This is a genomic window from Amycolatopsis sp. GM8 (genome assembly GCF_021653975.1).
In the GTDB taxonomy this organism is placed as follows: Bacteria; Actinomycetota; Actinomycetes; order Mycobacteriales; family Pseudonocardiaceae; genus Amycolatopsis_E.
The window spans coordinates 41,505-56,685 of the sequence record NZ_JAJKFK010000001.1 but is presented as its reverse complement, the minus strand read 5'-3'; the positions used below and the strand labels follow the sequence as shown (position 1 = coordinate 56,685).

At 68.4% G+C, this 15,181-nt stretch carries 15 protein-coding genes; 9 read left to right on the top strand and 6 right to left on the bottom strand.

Annotated elements, in window-relative coordinates:
- The first annotated feature begins 29 nt into the window (after nt 1-29).
- From LOZ83_RS00280 to LOZ83_RS00260, 5 genes are all read left to right on the top strand, one after another.
- Nucleotides 30-971 (top strand): LysR family transcriptional regulator, encoded by a 942-nt coding sequence (locus LOZ83_RS00280; RefSeq protein WP_236787695.1) that lies wholly within the window; start codon nt 30-32, stop codon nt 969-971.
- Nucleotides 972-1,041: 70 nt separating this feature from the next.
- Complete coding sequence (locus LOZ83_RS00275) at nt 1,042-2,394, top strand: MFS transporter (RefSeq protein ID WP_236787693.1); 1,353 nt, start codon at nt 1,042-1,044, stop codon at nt 2,392-2,394.
- Nucleotides 2,394-3,260, top strand: a complete 867-nt coding sequence (locus LOZ83_RS00270) for an amidohydrolase family protein (protein ID WP_236787691.1) — start codon at nt 2,394-2,396, stop codon at nt 3,258-3,260. The genes LOZ83_RS00275 and LOZ83_RS00270 overlap by 1 nt, the downstream gene beginning before the upstream one ends.
- Nucleotides 3,260-4,912, top strand: coding sequence for an FAD-dependent monooxygenase (locus tag LOZ83_RS00265; RefSeq protein WP_236787689.1), 1,653 nt, complete (start codon nt 3,260-3,262; stop codon nt 4,910-4,912). Before LOZ83_RS00270 ends, LOZ83_RS00265 begins: the two co-directional genes overlap by 1 nt.
- Nucleotides 4,913-4,975: 63 nt before the next feature.
- On the top strand, nt 4,976-5,602 hold the full coding sequence (locus LOZ83_RS00260) for a TetR/AcrR family transcriptional regulator (RefSeq protein WP_236787687.1): 627 nt from the start codon (nt 4,976-4,978) through the stop codon (nt 5,600-5,602).
- Here the strand turns inward: LOZ83_RS00260 and LOZ83_RS00255 are convergent.
- The 6 genes from LOZ83_RS00255 to LOZ83_RS00230 form a co-directional block, all read right to left on the bottom strand.
- Complete coding sequence (locus LOZ83_RS00255; RefSeq protein ID WP_236787685.1) at nt 5,599-6,543, bottom strand: PDR/VanB family oxidoreductase; 945 nt, start codon at nt 6,541-6,543, stop codon at nt 5,599-5,601. The two genes, LOZ83_RS00260 and LOZ83_RS00255, sit on opposite strands and share 4 nt — an antisense overlap.
- Nucleotides 6,540-6,773, bottom strand: coding sequence for a hypothetical protein (locus LOZ83_RS00250; protein WP_236787683.1), 234 nt, complete (start codon nt 6,771-6,773; stop codon nt 6,540-6,542). The genes LOZ83_RS00255 and LOZ83_RS00250 overlap by 4 nt, the downstream gene beginning before the upstream one ends.
- Nucleotides 6,774-6,777: 4 nt before the next feature.
- Nucleotides 6,778-8,094 (bottom strand): Rieske 2Fe-2S domain-containing protein, encoded by a 1,317-nt coding sequence (locus LOZ83_RS00245; protein ID WP_236787681.1) that lies wholly within the window; start codon nt 8,092-8,094, stop codon nt 6,778-6,780.
- 90 nt (nt 8,095-8,184) lie between these two features.
- Nucleotides 8,185-8,859 carry an alpha/beta hydrolase gene (locus LOZ83_RS00240; protein ID WP_236787680.1) on the bottom strand — a complete coding sequence of 225 codons (675 nt, stop codon included), beginning with the start codon at nt 8,857-8,859 and terminating at the stop codon, nt 8,185-8,187.
- Nucleotides 8,860-8,911: 52 nt separating this feature from the next.
- Nucleotides 8,912-9,091, bottom strand: coding sequence for an SCO family protein (locus LOZ83_RS00235; protein ID WP_236787678.1), 180 nt, complete (start codon nt 9,089-9,091; stop codon nt 8,912-8,914).
- A 5-nt stretch (nt 9,092-9,096) separates the two neighbouring features.
- The gene (locus tag LOZ83_RS00230; RefSeq protein ID WP_236787676.1) at nt 9,097-10,701 is read right to left on the bottom strand and encodes a hypothetical protein; all 1,605 of its coding nucleotides are present in this window, start codon (nt 10,699-10,701) and stop codon (nt 9,097-9,099) included.
- Nucleotides 10,702-10,931: 230 nt separating this feature from the next.
- Here LOZ83_RS00230 and LOZ83_RS00225 point away from each other — a divergent pair, with 230 nt between their 5' ends.
- From LOZ83_RS00225 to LOZ83_RS00210, 4 genes are read left to right on the top strand one after another with little or no spacing between them, the layout of a single operon-like run.
- Nucleotides 10,932-12,386 (top strand): aldehyde dehydrogenase family protein, encoded by a 1,455-nt coding sequence (locus LOZ83_RS00225; RefSeq protein ID WP_236787674.1) that lies wholly within the window; start codon nt 10,932-10,934, stop codon nt 12,384-12,386.
- Between the two features lie 11 nt (nt 12,387-12,397).
- The gene (locus LOZ83_RS00220; protein ID WP_236787672.1) at nt 12,398-13,249 is read left to right on the top strand and encodes a p-hydroxycinnamoyl CoA hydratase/lyase; all 852 of its coding nucleotides are present in this window, start codon (nt 12,398-12,400) and stop codon (nt 13,247-13,249) included.
- Between the two features lies 1 nt (nt 13,250).
- Nucleotides 13,251-14,711, top strand: a complete 1,461-nt coding sequence (locus tag LOZ83_RS00215) for a long-chain fatty acid--CoA ligase (protein WP_236787670.1) — start codon at nt 13,251-13,253, stop codon at nt 14,709-14,711.
- Complete coding sequence (locus tag LOZ83_RS00210; RefSeq protein ID WP_236787668.1) at nt 14,708-15,166, top strand: MarR family winged helix-turn-helix transcriptional regulator; 459 nt, start codon at nt 14,708-14,710, stop codon at nt 15,164-15,166. The genes LOZ83_RS00215 and LOZ83_RS00210 overlap by 4 nt, the downstream gene beginning before the upstream one ends.
- The last annotated feature ends 15 nt before the right edge of the window (nt 15,167-15,181 follow it).

Sequence of the window (15,181 nt, the reverse complement as noted above, 5' to 3'; positions counted from 1 at the left end):
GTTCGGCATCAGGACTTAGCATTTCTTCTATGAGTTCGTCGACGACGCCGGACAACCGGATCTCCCTGCACAAGCTCGAGGTCTTCTGCAGCGTGGTGGAGCGGGGCGGGGTCCGCCTCGCGGCGGAGGATCTGTTCGTCTCCCAGCCGGTGGTCAGCGCCCACCTGCGCTCACTGGAGGAGCGGTTGCACGTCAAGCTCTTCCAGCGCGACGGGCGGGGCATGAAGCTCACCGAGGCCGGCGCGGAAGTGCACCAGTGGGCCACCGAGGTGCTGCGCGGGCGCACCGAACTGGACCGCAGCCTGCGCGACATCTCCCGCGGGGTGTCCGGGCGGGCGTCGATCGGGTCGAGTATGTCGGTGGGCAACTACGTACTGCCGCGGATCCTGGTGGACTTCCGTCGCGAGCATCGCCACGCGTCGATCTCGCTGAACCAGTCCACTGTGGAAATCGCGCTTGAGCGCACGCTCGACGGCCGCTCCGACTTCGCGGTCGTCGCCACCGACGCCGTGCTCGACGCCAACTCCTTCGAGGCCGAGCTGATCGCTCAGCCCCCGTTCTGCCTGGTCGCGGCGCCTGACGACGACCAGGTCGGCGACTCGGCGTCGGTCGCCGAATTGAGCGGGCTGCCCTTCGTCTGCCCGCCCGCCGGCGCGGCGATCCGCCGCAGCCAGGACTCGGCGCTGGCTGCCATCGGGGTCGTGGACCGGAGGGTCGAAATCGAGCTCGGCAGTGCCGAATCGATGAAGGTGGCCGTGCAGGGCGGACTCGGGGTGGCGCTGCTCTGGCGGGAATCCGTGCGCCGCGAGCTGGAAGCCGGTCTGCTGCGCGAGGTGCGGATCACGGGACACGTACTGCACGACAAGCTGTACCTCGTGCAGCGTCGCGGCAAGAGACTCACCGCGTTCCAATCGACGCTCACAAAGGTGCTCCGCGAAGGCATTCACGAGCTGCTGAGCGAGCATCAATAGCTTTCTGGCTCAGTCAAGTAGCCGAAAATCGTCATAGTGCTATTTCTCCGGGCGGCTTAGTTTTCTCTGCATGACTGAGCTCACACCCTCCACGCCGGCCACCGCAGCCCGGCTGGGTGACTCACCGGCCGCCCGACCACACAGGTTGCGCCGCCTGGTCACCGTTGCCGTGCTGGCGCAGGCCATCGAGTACTTCGACTTCTTCGTCTATGCCACCGCGTCCGCGATCTTCCTCGGCCCGTTGTTCTTCTCCGGGCTCGGCGACACCGCCGCCACGCTGGCGTCGTTTTCGACCTTCGCCGTCGGGTTCGTCGCCCGCCCGGTCGGTGGTGCGGTCGCGGGTCACTTCGGCGACCGGTACGGCCGCAAACCGGTGCTCGTCGCGTCGACGGTCGTGATGGGCGTGGCCACCTTCCTGATGGGCCTGCTGCCCACGGCGGCGACGATCGGCTGGGCCGCCGCGGTGCTGCTCGTCCTGCTGCGCCTGCTGCAGGGTTTCGCGCTCGGCGGGCAGTGGGGCGGTGCGTCGCTGCTGCTGACCGAGAGCACGCCGAGCCGACGGCGCGGGTTCTTCGGCAGTTTCGTCCAGGTCGGCTCGCAACTGGGGCTGATGGGCGGGATCAGCGCGTTCCTGGTGCTGTCCTTCCTCTTCTCGAACCAGCAGATGATGGCGTGGGGGTGGCGGATTCCGTTCCTGTCCGGCCTGGTCATGATCGGCGTCGGGCTCTACATCCACCGTGCGGTGGAGGACACGCCCAAGTTCAAGGAACTGCAGGCGGCTCGCCCGGAGCCGACCGCGGCCGAGCAGCCTCCGCTGACGAAGGTGTTGCGCGAGCATTGGCGGACGATCCTGCTCGCCGGCGGCGCTTTCGTGCTCCCGAACGCCGTCGCGTTCATCGTGGTGTCCGGCATTCTCGACTACGGCGTCCGGTCGTTGCACCTGGCGCGAGGCCCGCTGCTCGGCGTGATCCTGGCCGGTTGCGTGGCGCCGTTGTTCTTCCTGCCGTACTTCGCGCACCTGTCCGACCGCGTGGGCCGGCCGAAGCTGTTCATCCTCGGGGCCGTGGGCGTCGCCGCCTGGGGCTGGCCGATGTTCGCGATGATCGACACCCGCAATCTGTGGCTGATCTTCGTCGCGTTGTTCGTCTGCTTCACCATCCACTCGCTGATGTTCGGCCCGCAGGTGGCGCTCTACGCCGAACTGTTCAGCACCGACGTCCGCTATTCCGGCGCGTCGCTGGGCTATCAGGTCGGGTCCGTGTTCGGTGGCGGGCTCGCGCCGCTGATCACCGCCGCCCTGCTCGATTCGACGAAGGCGAGCTGGTCCGTCGCCGCCTACATGACCGTGCTCGGGGTGATCAGCCTGCTGTCCATCGCGGCGCTGCGCAGGCGCGCGAACTCGGCCGGCCACAAGGAGTTGTGATGACGAGGCGAACGGTCCGGCACATCGTCGACACCCATCACCACGTCGGCACCCTCTCGATCGGCGCGGCCGAAGAACGGAATACCTCGGGGGCACCGCGTGACCCCGTCGATACCCATCACGCGATGCTCGATCGCTTCGGCATGACGGCGTGCGCGGTGATGCCGGGCCTGCAGTACGAACGTCCATACGGGATCGTCAACACCCGCGAGGTCAACGACGCGATCGCGGCCTACCGGGACCGATCGCCGCGTTTCCTCGCCGCGCTCGGCACGGTGGAGCCATTGCACGGGCTCGCGCTTTGCCGCGAGGAACTCGACCGGATGACCGGCGAACTGGGTCTCGACGGCGTCGTCTGGCACACCCGGTATCAGGGCGTCGCAGTCTCGGACCGGCGGATGCACGCGCTCGTGGACGAGGCCACTGCACGCGGGCTTCCTTGCTATATCCACATGTTCGCCGAGTCCAACCTCGAAGCGCCGTGGATGTTCGCGGACCTCGCCCGCAACCATCCCGACGCGACCATCGTCGCCCTCGACGGGTTCTCGGCCTCGACCCAGATCCAGTACGTGATGGATCTGGCCGATCGGTTCGACAACATCCTGTTCGACACCGCGATCTGTTTCCCGTTGCTGCGCCCGCTCGACACCTTCGTCAGCCGGTTCGGTTCCGAGCGGCTGATGTTCGGCACCGACTCCTACGCCGATCCCGTCAGCTACAACGTGCCGGCCGTGCTGGAAGAGCTGCTCGCGTCCGAAATGGACGCCGAGCATCTCGAAAACGTCTTCTGGCGAACCTTTTGCCGGGTGTTTCCCGCCGCGGACAAGGCCCTGCAGGCACTCGACACCTCTGAGGAGAACCACTGATGCCCACTCCCTCCGGACACCGCTCCGTGATCGTCGTCGGCGCGGGACCGGTCGGCCTGACCCTCGCCGCCGAGCTCGGCGCTCGCGGCATCGACACGCTCGTGCTCGAGAAGCAGGACACCACCACGGACAACCCGCGCTGCAACACGACCAACGCCCGGTCGATGGAGTACTTCCGCCGGCTCGGTGTGGCGGACCGCATTCGCCGCGCCGGGCTGCCACTCGACCACCCCACGGACGTCGTGTACTGCACGAGCCTCACCGGCTGGGAACTCACTCGCTTCCAGTTTTCGTCCGCGCGGGAGATCCTGGACCGGACGGCACCCGAGCTCGACGAGTGGCCGACTCCCGAGCCCCAGCACCGGATCTCACAGATCTTCCTCGAGCCGATCCTCGAAGAACACGCCCGCGGGTACGACACCGTCGAGATCGCCCGTGGACACGAGGTCGTCGGAGTCGCGCAGCGCGGCGAGATCGTCGAGGTGCGGGTCAACGCCGGAGACACCGGGAGCGTGCTGACCGCCGACTACGTCGTGGGATGCGACGGCGGGGCCAGCACCACCCGGCGGGCGATCGGCGCCCGGCTGCAGGGCGACTCCCGTGCCGCGGAGAACCGGCTGTCGGTCTACTTCCGTTCGGCCGAGCTGGCGCGCGAACTCGCCGCGTCGGAGCGGCCCGGCTGGATGTACTGGTGGTATGGACCATCTCTCAAGGGCTCGTTCGTGCAACTCGACGGCGATGGGCTTTTCCTGTGCCATGCCCGGGTTCCCGAGGGCACCGCACCCGAGGACCTCGACGAGGACGAGGTCCTGCGCGCCGCCCTCGGCCGCGAAATGGAGCTGGAGAAGATCCAGGTTGTGCGGTGGACGCCGCGCCGGCTCGTGGCCGACCGGTTCGTCGACGGGCGGATCATGCTCGCCGGGGATGCCGCGCACCTGTGGCTGCCCCTGGGTGGCTTCGGCATGAACACCGGCATCGCCGACGCCGTCGGACTGGGCTGGCGCCTCGCGGCGCTGCAGGGCGGCTGGGGCGGACCGGACCTAATGGAGGCGTACGAGGTGGAGCGCCGCTCGGTCGGCGACGCCACATCGCGCGCCGCGCTGAAGATCGACCGGGACATGGCCACGGTCGCCCGCGACCCCGCCCTCCAGATCGACGACGCCGAGGGGGCCCGGCTTCGCGCCGAGGCGGGGGAGCTCATCGCGAAGGTCGATCGGCAGCAGTGGCACAGCCAGGGTGTGCAGTTCGGGTCCCGTTATGTGGACTCGCCGGGGATCGCCGCGGACGGGCAGTCGGCGGAAGGCGCGATCACCCGGATCGACGAGTACCGGCCGAGCCTCGCCCCTGGCGCCCGCTTCCCGCACGCCTGGCTGCCCGACGGACGCTCCGTTTTCGATGTGCTCGGCAGGGAATTCACACTGATCTGCGCCGGGGGAGATCCGGGCCCCTTCGCCGAAGCCGCGGCCACATTCGACATCCCGCTCTCGGTGGTGCCTGTCGAGGCGAGCTATGCGCAGCCGCTCGTACTCGTGCGCCCCGACCTGTTCATCGGTTGGAGCGGGCCAGCGGCCCCGGCCGACACGGTCGGCCTGCTCCGGCAACTAGCCGGTTTCGGCCCGGTCGTCGTGGGACGGTCGACCGTCGCGTCGTGAAAACGCCACCGAAGAACGCGGGCGTCGCGCCGTATTCCGGCATCGACGCGATACGGTGCGGTGGTGACATCATCGACCGGCGACGAGGAGGTCTCGTTCACGCCGCTGCCGCCGCAGGAGCGGGGGCGTAGGCGACGTGCGCAGATCGTGGATGCCGCCTGGGACCTGATCGATGTCCACGGGCACAAGAGCGATTCGGTGTCGATCCGCGAGATCGGCCGTACGGCCGGCACGTCCACCGGCACCATCTATCACTACTTCCGCGACCTCGACGAGATCGTCGCCGCGGTGGCGGATTTGTACCGGCAGCGGCTGTTGGAAGCGACGCAGTTGCCGCAAGACGGCGGCGATTGGCGCACGTCCATTGTGGATTCTCACCGCCGGTTCGTCGACTTCTTCGCGCGGTACCCAGGACTTCGCGGGCTCTGGTTCGACAGCCAAGCCTCGCCGTACGTGCGGTTGATCCATCGCGAGTTCCGGAACACGTTGACTCAGCGCCACCGGGACCGCCTCGGTAAACTGACGCGTAGTCCATTGGCACTCGACGACTGCGTCATCGCGATCACCATGGCCGGGGCGCTTTACGAACTCGCCTTCAGCCGCGACCCGCAGGGCGACCCGCGGGTGATCGCTCGCCTCGACGAGGTCGTCCAGGACTTCTATGCGCGCCGGCTCGACGCCCGGGCCTAGAGGTCCAAGGTCAGATAGGGCGTCAGAGCTCTGCTGACGCAGATCATCATTGTCTCTCCAGCTTCGCGCTCCTCACTGCTCAGAATGCCGTCCCGATGGTCAGGCACGCCGTCGAGAACGGCAGTCTCACAGGACCCACAGACGCCCTCCTCGCAGGAGGACGGCACCTCGACGCCGATGTCCCTGAGCGCCGCGAGCACGGAGCGTCCCGCGGGGACGTCCACGCTCACGCCGCTGCGCGCGCAATCGATGCGGATCACCGTGTCCGTCTCGCTCTCTGAGACCTCAGCGCCGAAGGCCTCGAAACGAACCCGGGGATCCGCCGGAAGCAGTCCTCGCACCGCCTCCAGCATGCGGGCCGGTCCACAGACATACAGCAACTGATCCGGACGCAAAGCGGCCGTCAGCCGCGGGATGTCCATGCGCTGCGAGCGATCATCGCAGTAGGTGTGGACCTCGGGGCGCAGGCCCCAATCGCCCAGAAGCGCTAGTTCCTCTGTGTGCGCCATGGCGACGTGCAACTGCCAGGGAACCCGGGCGGCATCCACCGCCGGCAGCATGGACAGGAACGGAGTCAAACCGATGCCGCCGGCTACGAAGACGACTTCATCGACCGCCGGGTGGAGGTCGAAGTTGTTCCGTACGTCTTCGGCGACTACGCGATCTCCGACCAGGGCTTGCTCGTGCAGCCATCGCGACGCACCGCGTGAGTCGTCCTCCTTCAGCACACCGATCCGCCAGACCGACTCGCTCGAAGACGGAACGAGCGAGTAGCTGCGCCGGATCCCGATAGGAAGACTCAAGTCGACATGGGAACCGGGTTGCCACGCGGGAAGTCGTTCCCCGGACTGAGCGGCCAAATCGAATACCTTGATTCTCTTCCCGTAGTCCCGCACGTCGACAATCGTCAACGGGACGGGCAGAACGTGATCGGCAATCATGCTGTGAGCGGGGGACGAGGGCCCCGCACCTCCTCGCCGTTCGCCATCCGCTCACGGATCCACTGCTCACGCTGAGCTTCCAATTGCGCCAGCGCCACCAGGGGATCGCGCGACTCGGCCACACATCCGGGGATCTCGACATACTCGAGACGACACACCCAGTCGCCGTCGTCATGCGGGTAGGAAGAGACGTCCATGTCGTACGGAATCGAGAACGCGTCGTGTGGCATCGACTCACACACCAGCCGAGAGAGCCGGGTCGAGGTCGGGAAGAGCCCGTCCTTCACGGAATTCCTTGGTGCCTTCGAGCCAGTCCGCGCCGTTCGGCAACACGACGCCCCCGGACCGCTGCCGGTAGGCCTCAGGGTCATCCACTCCGGGCGGGACAGTCCCGTCCTTCTCGTGCGCCCGCACAACTTTCATGATTCGGCGGCGGGTGCGGATGACCATCAGATCCGCGCTCCCGAGGTGCTCATTGGGACGCTCGACGATCTCGCCCATGCTCTCGCACATGGCTCGATCTTCGAGCGGGACGCCCTGCAAACCGCTCCAGCTGGTGCGGGCCTTCTGGGCATCGCGATCGATGTCGAAGTCATTCCCGATGTTCCGGGCTGACTTGAATCTTCCGTACCAGTCCGTGGTGTTGGGAAGTGTCTTCAAACCGGCAAAAGAATCGTCGTCGATCGCCAGATCACTGTTCACGCGCTTGGCGCTCTCGTGGGCCAGGAAGACCATCGTGTGGGTGTCGTCCATCGGTACCCGGGCGACGAAGCTGCGCGCGCTGCCCAAGAGTCCCACGGGGATCATCGTGTAGAAGGGCATCAGGAAATGCGCGATGCGCCAATACGTCTCTGAATCATTGCCCGCGGGCCGGTAGGCGCCGTAACTGGTACCGGATGGCGTGTCGATCACTCGATAGCGGGGTGCGCGGTCCTCGAGCATATGGCGCAGGAACGAGCCCTCCGGCGCCGCATCGGGGTCGAGGTGTCCTACGTGCAGGAAGCCGAAGTGACTGGTGTCGATGTCGCCTTCCACCGGCTGGAGCCAATTGCACTCGACCTGGTAGGCGACGACCTGCTGCTCATCCGAGGGCGCGTCGAAGAAGTCGAAGTGCGGCATTGGCGGCGGTGTCTCCCGATCACCCAGGTACGCCCAGATGATTCCGCCCCGCTCCTCGACCCTGAGCGCCCGGGCACGGACCTTGTTCTTGAAGTTGCTCTCCGCCGGCTCATTGGGCATGTCCAGGCAGGTGCCGGCCCGGTCGAACTTCCAACCGTGGTAACCACATCGCAGGCCACCGTCCTCGACCCTCCCGAAGAAGAGCGAAGCGCCACGGTGCGGGCAGTTGTGGGCCATGATCCCGACCTCGCCATTGCTGTCGCGGAACGCGACGAACCGCTCTCCCAGCAGCAGGAGACGTACTGGCGTGGAATCGGCTTCAGGCAGTTCGCTGCTCAGCAACGCGGGCAGCCAGTACTCGCGCATGAGCTTGCCCATCGGCGTACCGGGGCCGGTCCGGCACACCAGTTCGTTGTCCTCGGCAGACAGCATCGTCACCCCTTAAAGTAGAACCGTGTTCGAGTTACGATGGCACGTGGGTGCTGCCGCGTCAATGGCCGAGGCGGGCCTGCTGCCGGTCGGTCAGGGCACCGTCACGCCGGTGATCAGGTCTGCCACGACCTGAGGCCGGGACGCCATCGGGGTGTGGCTGCTGGCGATCTCAATGCGGTGGGTGGCCCGCTCGGCCATCATTCGTTGTGCGGGGGCCGGAATCGCCTGATCCTGCTCACAGACCAGGTAGGTGCTGTCGATCGTCCGCCACGCCGCCCCGGACAGCGGCTGCGCGAAGGAAGCCACGCTCTGCGTCGTCAGACGTCCGGAGTACTCGGCCGCCAGATCCGCGGGCAGATCACCGTAGAACGCGGACATTGGCGAGGTCACCCGGATCACGCCCTGCTCGCTGTCGACGTCCTGCCAGTCCGGCAACGCGCCATCGGCGGCGCCCACAACCGAGTCTCCGGCGTCGAGCATGAAGGCGCAGACGTAGACCAGGTGCCGGACGGTGGGCAGCTCCAATGCCGCCTCGGTGATCACCATCCCGCCGTAGGAGTGGGCGACGAGCACGGTGTCCCGATCGTCGGCCAGCACGGCCCGGCGGACCACCTCCACGTCGTCCTGGAGGTCACCACCCTTGCCCGCGCTGGGCAGATCCACGGTGACCGGGTCGACGTCCCGTTCCCTCAGGAGCGACAGCACCGGCTGCCAGGTCCAGGATCCGTGCCATGCCCCGTGAACCAGTACGGCGCGTCGTGCCATCACATACACCTCATTGTGTGTTGGGGGATCGATCGTCGGGATTCGTTGCGTGTCAGGCGGTCGGCGTCTCGCAGAGTTGCCGGATCCGGGCGGTGTGCGGCACCGCGTATCCGTCCGGGTCCTCCGGGTCGGCGCCCCGACCGGCGTCGACCAGCTGGTAACGGCCAAGGAAGTCCTGCTCCGTGACATCGCGACCGTGGTGGTCGACCAGCGGCCCGAGGTCGTCGAGCACGGTGCTCAGCTCCAGGACATCTCGACGTCGAGGTGGCCACGGACGTCCAGCGACAGCCGCAACTCGTCGTCGGTGCGCCTGAGCTGGAGTCGTCGCCCGTCGTCGGTCGCGGTCACAGTGCTGTTGTCACCGCGCGCCACGGCGACCCCGTCGAGGGTGAGCGTCCACTCACCCCGGTCCCACACCCGCGACAGCGCCAGGTCCGTCGTCGCGCTCGACAGGCCGTGCATGGGACTCACGGCCAGCTGCAGGCGGCGGGCCTCCTTGTGGTACCAGGCGCGCCGGACGTCGACCGACTCGCCGATCTCGGTGAGCGCGGGACGTGAGCGTTCCCGGTCCGACCAGGGCCGTTCGAACAGTGTGCGCAGCCCGTCGGCGACGTTGAGCCGCGCATAGGGGAACGTGGCGTTGCTGACCACGGGCGGCACGGCGACGAAGTTGCCGTCCTCGTCGTAGGACTCGTCACGGCGCGGGTAGTAGAGCCCGCCGTTTTCCCACTGCGGGTTCATGTACCTGTCGGCGTGACCGAGGAGCCCATCGACGACTTCGCGGTCGCCCATCTCCGATGCCCACGCGGCGAGCCAGCCCATCTCGCCGAGGGTGCCGGGCGAGACCAGGTCCTCACTGCCGGGCATGCGGGAGAGGTCGCGGATGGAGATCAGGCCGTCGGCCCGCCGGTCCAGCCAGCGCTCCATCGAGTTGTCGTAGGCGGTCCGGACGAGCTCGGGACGCCACATGTTCATCAGCATGCCGAGCCAGCCGTCGGTCCAGGCCAGGTCGCGGTCGAACAACATGTCGTCCGGCTGCAACTCGTTGCGCTGCATGACGTAGCTGTTGAAATGACCGTTGGCATTGACGCTCCCGCCGAACCGCTCCCACGCCGCGACATAGCCCTGGGTGACCTCCTCGGCGATCTCGCCGCCGTAGAGGTGGTCGTGGAGGCGGAAACCGAGGATGGGGACCTGGTTGCAGATCTGGAAGACGCAGAAGGGTTCGCAGGCGACGCCGAGGTAGCCGTTCTCGACCATGTTCCAGTAGATGCGTTCGTTGAGGGATCGCTGATCGTACTCGAACCGCTCGTGGCGGTCTTTGCCCCAGAGGACGGGTCGCATGCTGAAGCTCAGCGAGCCCGACTGCTCGTACTTCCGGTCGTCGAACAACATCGTGTACGCCAGGGTCATGACCTGCAGGTAGGCGCTGTACATGATGTTGTCCACCGCGACCGGATCGGTACGGCTGGGCAGCCGGGGCAAAGTGAAGGGCCCGTAGCCACCCTGGGTGCTGGTGTCGCGCCAGTACGACCACGCATCGGGTTCGAGCATCTTCTGGATCAGCCGGTCCAGCTGTCCCTTGAACACCGCCGGCGCGGCCGGCAGCTGGTGATAGTGCGCCAGCGCCATCGCCAGACTCATGTAGCCGAGCTGGTAACGGTAGGAATTGAAGTCTTCTTGGAAGGGCAGTGGGCCCGCCATGTGACGCCAGTCCCCGCGGGGAAGCCGCGAGAGGTTGTCGACGTGCCGGATGTGCCCGGCCTGCTCATCCGAGAGCCGCGGCGCCTGCTGCTCCGCGCGTGCACCCGGTGTCCGGGATTGCCCGATCGTGCTCGTCATTTCCACTCCTCGATGAGCCGGAACGCGAAGATGAACGTAAATCGAGTTCGACTTTAGGGTAGCCGACGGTCGTGGTCAAACGTCGGCCCACAGCCCGTGGCCCGGCTTTGTCCACGCCCGTGAATCCCTTGATCGCCAACGGCGATCGGCCAGAGAACGGTCCCGCGACAGGAACTCACATCCCGTAGGCTATCATCAGGTTTCCTGATAATAAACCCTTGGGAGGTTCAGTGACTTTCCTCGATCCCGCGACATGGCAGGACCGGGTCTATGCGGGCGGCTGGACGGTCCCCGGCGGCGGAGTCCGTGAGGTGCGCGAGCCCGCGACCGGTGCGGCGCTGGGCTCGGTGGGTCTGGCGAGCGCCGCCGACGTGGCAGCCGCCGCCGACCGCGCCGCCGAGGCCCAGCGCGAGTGGGCCGCCCGCCCGCACACCGAGCGCACCGCGATCCTGCTGAAGGCGGCCGCGCTGCTCACCGAGCACGCGGACGAGATCGCGGAGTGGCTGGTCCGCGAGTCCGGCTCGGTGCGGCTCAAGGCCGGGATCGAGATCGAGAGCTCGGCAGGCGAGTGCACCCAGGCTGCGGCCCTGGCGTCGGCACCGTACGGCGAGCTGTTGCCCGCCGACGGGCGGATCAGCCTGCAGCGCCGGGTGCCGGCGGGCACGGTCGCGGTGATCTCGCCGTTCAACTTCCCGCTGCTGCTGTCGATGCGCTCGGTCGCGCCCGCCCTGGCGCTGGGCAACGCGGTGATCGTGAAGCCCGATCCGCGGACCGCGGTCTGCGGCGGCGTCGTGATCGCGCGGATCTTCGAGGAGGCCGGGGTCCCGGCCGGTGTGCTGCAGGTCCTGCCCGGTGACGCCGAGGCCGGCGCCGCGCTCGTCGAGCACCCGGCGATCCCGGTCGTGTCGTTCACCGGGTCTACCCGGGCGGGGCGGGCGATCGGGGCGAAGGCCGGTGAACTGCTCAAGCGGGCGCACCTGGAGCTGGGCGGGAACAGCGCGCTGATCGTGTGCGAGGACGCCGACATCGAGGCCGCCGCGTCGTGCGGGGCGTTCGGCTCGTTCCTGCACCAGGGCCAGATCTGCATGGCGACCGGGCGGCACCTCGTGCACCGCTCCCGCTACGACCGCTACGTCGAGCTCCTGGGTAAGAAGGCCGAGCAGCTTCCTGTCGGCGACCCGTTCACCGCCGACGTCGCCATCGGCCCGATCATCGACGCCGGCCAGCTCGCGAAGATCCGGGACCTGGTGGACCGCAGCGTCGCCGCCGGCGCTCGCCTCGTCCAGGGCGGCACCGCAGACGGGCCCTTCTACCGGCCGACGGTGCTGGCCGACTGCGACCTGCGCATCCCGGCGTACGCCGAGGAAGTGTTCGGCCCGGTCGCCTGCGTGCGCCCGTTCGACACCCTCGACGAGGCCGCCGCGCTCGCCGCAGAGGGCGAGTACGGCCTGGCTCTCGGCGTGCTCACCGCAGACCCCGCCGCGGGTCTCGCGCTGGCCGACCGCATTCCGTCCGGCCTCGTGCACATCAACGACCAGACCGTCAACGACGATCCGGCCGCCCCGTTCGGCGGAGTCGGGGCGTCGGGCATCGGCCGCGTGGGCGGCGCCCGCGCCAACGTCGAAGCCTTCACCGAGACCCAGTGGGTCACCGTCCGCGCCGAGTCCGCGCGCTACCCGTTCTGAGGAGAACCGTCATGGCCGCACCCATCACCGAGAAGACCGAGGTCTGGGGCAACACCGTCCTGGTCGAGTTCGACGAGGGCATCGCCTGGGTCACGCTGAACCGCCCCGGCAAGCGGAACGCGATGTCGCCCACCCTGAACGACGAGATGGTCCGCACCCTCGACGCCCTGGAGGGCGACCCGCGCTGCAAAGTGCTCGTACTGACCGGCGCCGGGGACTCGTTCTCCGCCGGGATGGACCTCAAGGAGTACTTCCGCGAGGTCGACGAGTCCGGCGACACCGGCCTCCAGATCCGCGTGCGCCGCGCGTCCGCGGAATGGCAGTGGAAGCGGTTGTCGAACTGGTCCAAGCCGACCATCGCGATGGTCAACGGCTGGTGCTTCGGCGGCGCGTTCACCCCGCTCGTGGCCTGCGACCTGGCGATCACCGACGAGGAGGCGCAGTACGGCCTCTCGGAGATCAACTGGGGCATTCCGCCGGGCGGCGTGGTTTCCCGGGCGCTCGCGGCGACCGTCAGCCAGCGGGACGCGCTGTACTTCATCATGACCGGCGAGCCCTTCGACGGCCGCCGGGCCGCCGAGATGCGGCTGGTCAACGAAGCCGTGCCCGCGGCGCGGCTGCGTGAGCGGACCCGCGAGCTGGCGCTCAAGCTCGCGTCGATGAACCCGGTCGTCATGCGCGCGGCGAAGGTGGGCTACAAGCTCGCCCAGGAGATGCCGTGGGAGCAGGCCGAGGACTACCTCTATGCCAAGCTCGAACAGTCCCAGTTCCTCGACGCCGACACCGGCCGGCAGAAGGGCTTGTCGCAGTTCCTCGACGAAAAGACCTTCCGCCCGGGCCTGACCGCGTACTTGAACGACTGAGATGCGCGACGGCGGATTGGGCTCGTGGCCCGCGCGCCGCGCCCGGATGACCCCGGGCCGGACCGCGGTGGTCCACGGCGACACGTCGATCACCTATGCGCAGCTGGCGCGACGCGCGTCGGCGATGGCGCAAGTGTTGCGGGACAAGGGGATCCGGCGCGGTGACCGGGTCGGCTACCTCGGCCCGAACCACCCGGCCTACCTGGAGACCCTCTTCGCCACCGCGTCCCTGGGCGCGATCTTCGTGCCGCTCAATGCCCGGCTCGCCGCACCGGAATTGGCGTTCGTGCTCGCCGACGCCGGGGTGTCCGTGCTGGTCCACACCCCGGGCGTCGCGGTGCCCGAGGTCGCCGGGCTGCGGGAGCGGCTGATCGCCGGGGAGGTGCCGGGTGGTGCGGCGGACCCGGTCGACGAGCCCGTTTCGCTCGACGACCCCTGCCTGATCATGTACACCTCCGGCTCCACCGGACGGCCCAAGGGCGCTGTGCTGACCCACGGCAACCTCACCTGGAACTGCGTGAACGTGCTGGTGGAGAGCGATGTCGCGGGCGATCAGGTCGCGCTGGTCTCGGCGCCGCTGTTCCATGCGGCGGCGCTGGGCATGACCTGCCTGCCGACGCTGCTCAAGGGCGGTACCTGTGTGCTGGAGGAGTCCTTCGATCCCGGCCGGACGCTGGAGCTGATCCCGCGCCACGGAGTCACGACGCTGTTCGGGGTCCCCGCGATGTACGACGCCATCGCCGCCCACCCGGGCTTCGCCGAGGCCGACCTCTCGTCGCTGCGGACCCTGCTGTGCGGTGGCTCCCCGGTCCCGGAGGCGACGATCCGCCGGTACCTGGACCGGGGCCTGACGTTCGTGCAGGGCTACGGCATGACCGAGGCCGCGCCCGGCGTGCTGGTCCTGGACCCGGAGGCCGTGCGCGCCAAAGCGGGCAGCGCGGGGGTGCCGTCGTTCTTCACCGACGTCCGGATCGTGGACCCGGCCGGCGATCCGGTGGCGCCGGGGGAGCGGGGCGAGATCGTGGTCCGCGGGCCGAACGTGATGCGCGGCTACTGGAACCGCCCCGACGCCACCGACGAGACCCTCGCCGGCGGGTGGCTGCATTCCGGTGATGTGGCCACAGTGGACACGGACGGGTTCGTCACCGTGGTCGACCGGATCAAGGACATGATCATCTCGGGTGGGGAGAACGTCTACCCGGCCGAGGTGGAGTCCGCGCTCTACGAGCACCCCGCCGTCGAGCTGTGCGCGGTGATCGGCGCACCGGACGCCAAATGGGGAGAGGTCCCGCGGGCGGTCGTCGTGGCGCGGTCCCCGGTCACCGCCGGCGAGCTGATCGCGTTCCTGCGCGAGCGGCTGGCCGGGTACAAGGTGCCCAAACACGTCGACTTCCGGGACGAGCTGCCCCGGACCGGGTCCGGGAAGGTGCGGAAGACCGCGTTGCGGGAGCACTTCGCATGACCGCGGCGGCGGTGCGGGACGATCAGGTGGTGGCCACCGAACCCCTGACGTTGTACCTGGTCAAGCGCCTCGAACTGGCGATCCGGGCCCGGATGGACGAGGTGCTGCGCCCGCACGGCCTCTCCACGCTGCAGTTCACGGCGCTCACCGCGCTCCGCGCCCGGGACGGGCTGTCGTCCGCGCAGCTCGCCCGGCGCTCCTTCGTCACCCCGCAGACCATGAACGAGATGGTCCGCTGGCTCGAACGCGAGGGACACATCGCGCGCCGCCGCGACCCGGACAACCGCCGTGTCCTGCTGCTGACCCTCACCGAAGAGGGCCGCGCGCTCCTGGAACGCTGCGACCCGTTGGTCGAGGGGATCGAGGCGGAGCTGCTCGGCGCCGTGCCGGCGGCGCAGCACGCGCCGTTCCGGCAGAACCTGCAGCGCGGGTACGGGGCCCTCGCGGAGGAGTGATGTGAGCTGTCGGAC

What these genes read in the sequence shown, in the direction of transcription:
- LOZ83_RS00280 (WP_236787695.1), top strand. Translation starts at nt 30, where the DNA reads ATGAGTTCGTCGACGACGCCGGACAACCGGATCTCCCTGCACAAGCTC.
- LOZ83_RS00275 (WP_236787693.1), top strand. Translation starts at nt 1,042, where the DNA reads ATGACTGAGCTCACACCCTCCACGCCGGCCACCGCAGCCCGGCTGGGT.
- LOZ83_RS00270 (WP_236787691.1), top strand. Translation starts at nt 2,394, where the DNA reads ATGACGAGGCGAACGGTCCGGCACATCGTCGACACCCATCACCACGTC.
- LOZ83_RS00265 (WP_236787689.1), top strand. Translation starts at nt 3,260, where the DNA reads ATGCCCACTCCCTCCGGACACCGCTCCGTGATCGTCGTCGGCGCGGGA.
- LOZ83_RS00255 (WP_236787685.1), bottom strand. Translation starts at nt 6,543, where the DNA reads ATGATTGCCGATCACGTTCTGCCCGTCCCGTTGACGATTGTCGACGTG.
- LOZ83_RS00250 (WP_236787683.1), bottom strand. Translation starts at nt 6,773, where the DNA reads ATGCCACACGACGCGTTCTCGATTCCGTACGACATGGACGTCTCTTCC.
- LOZ83_RS00245 (WP_236787681.1), bottom strand. Translation starts at nt 8,094, where the DNA reads ATGCTGTCTGCCGAGGACAACGAACTGGTGTGCCGGACCGGCCCCGGT.
- LOZ83_RS00240 (WP_236787680.1), bottom strand. Translation starts at nt 8,859, where the DNA reads ATGGCACGACGCGCCGTACTGGTTCACGGGGCATGGCACGGATCCTGG.
- LOZ83_RS00230 (WP_236787676.1), bottom strand. Translation starts at nt 10,701, where the DNA reads ATGACGAGCACGATCGGGCAATCCCGGACACCGGGTGCACGCGCGGAG.
- LOZ83_RS00220 (WP_236787672.1), top strand. Translation starts at nt 12,398, where the DNA reads ATGGCCGCACCCATCACCGAGAAGACCGAGGTCTGGGGCAACACCGTC.
- LOZ83_RS00215 (WP_236787670.1), top strand. Translation starts at nt 13,251, where the DNA reads ATGCGCGACGGCGGATTGGGCTCGTGGCCCGCGCGCCGCGCCCGGATG.
- LOZ83_RS00210 (WP_236787668.1), top strand. Translation starts at nt 14,708, where the DNA reads ATGACCGCGGCGGCGGTGCGGGACGATCAGGTGGTGGCCACCGAACCC.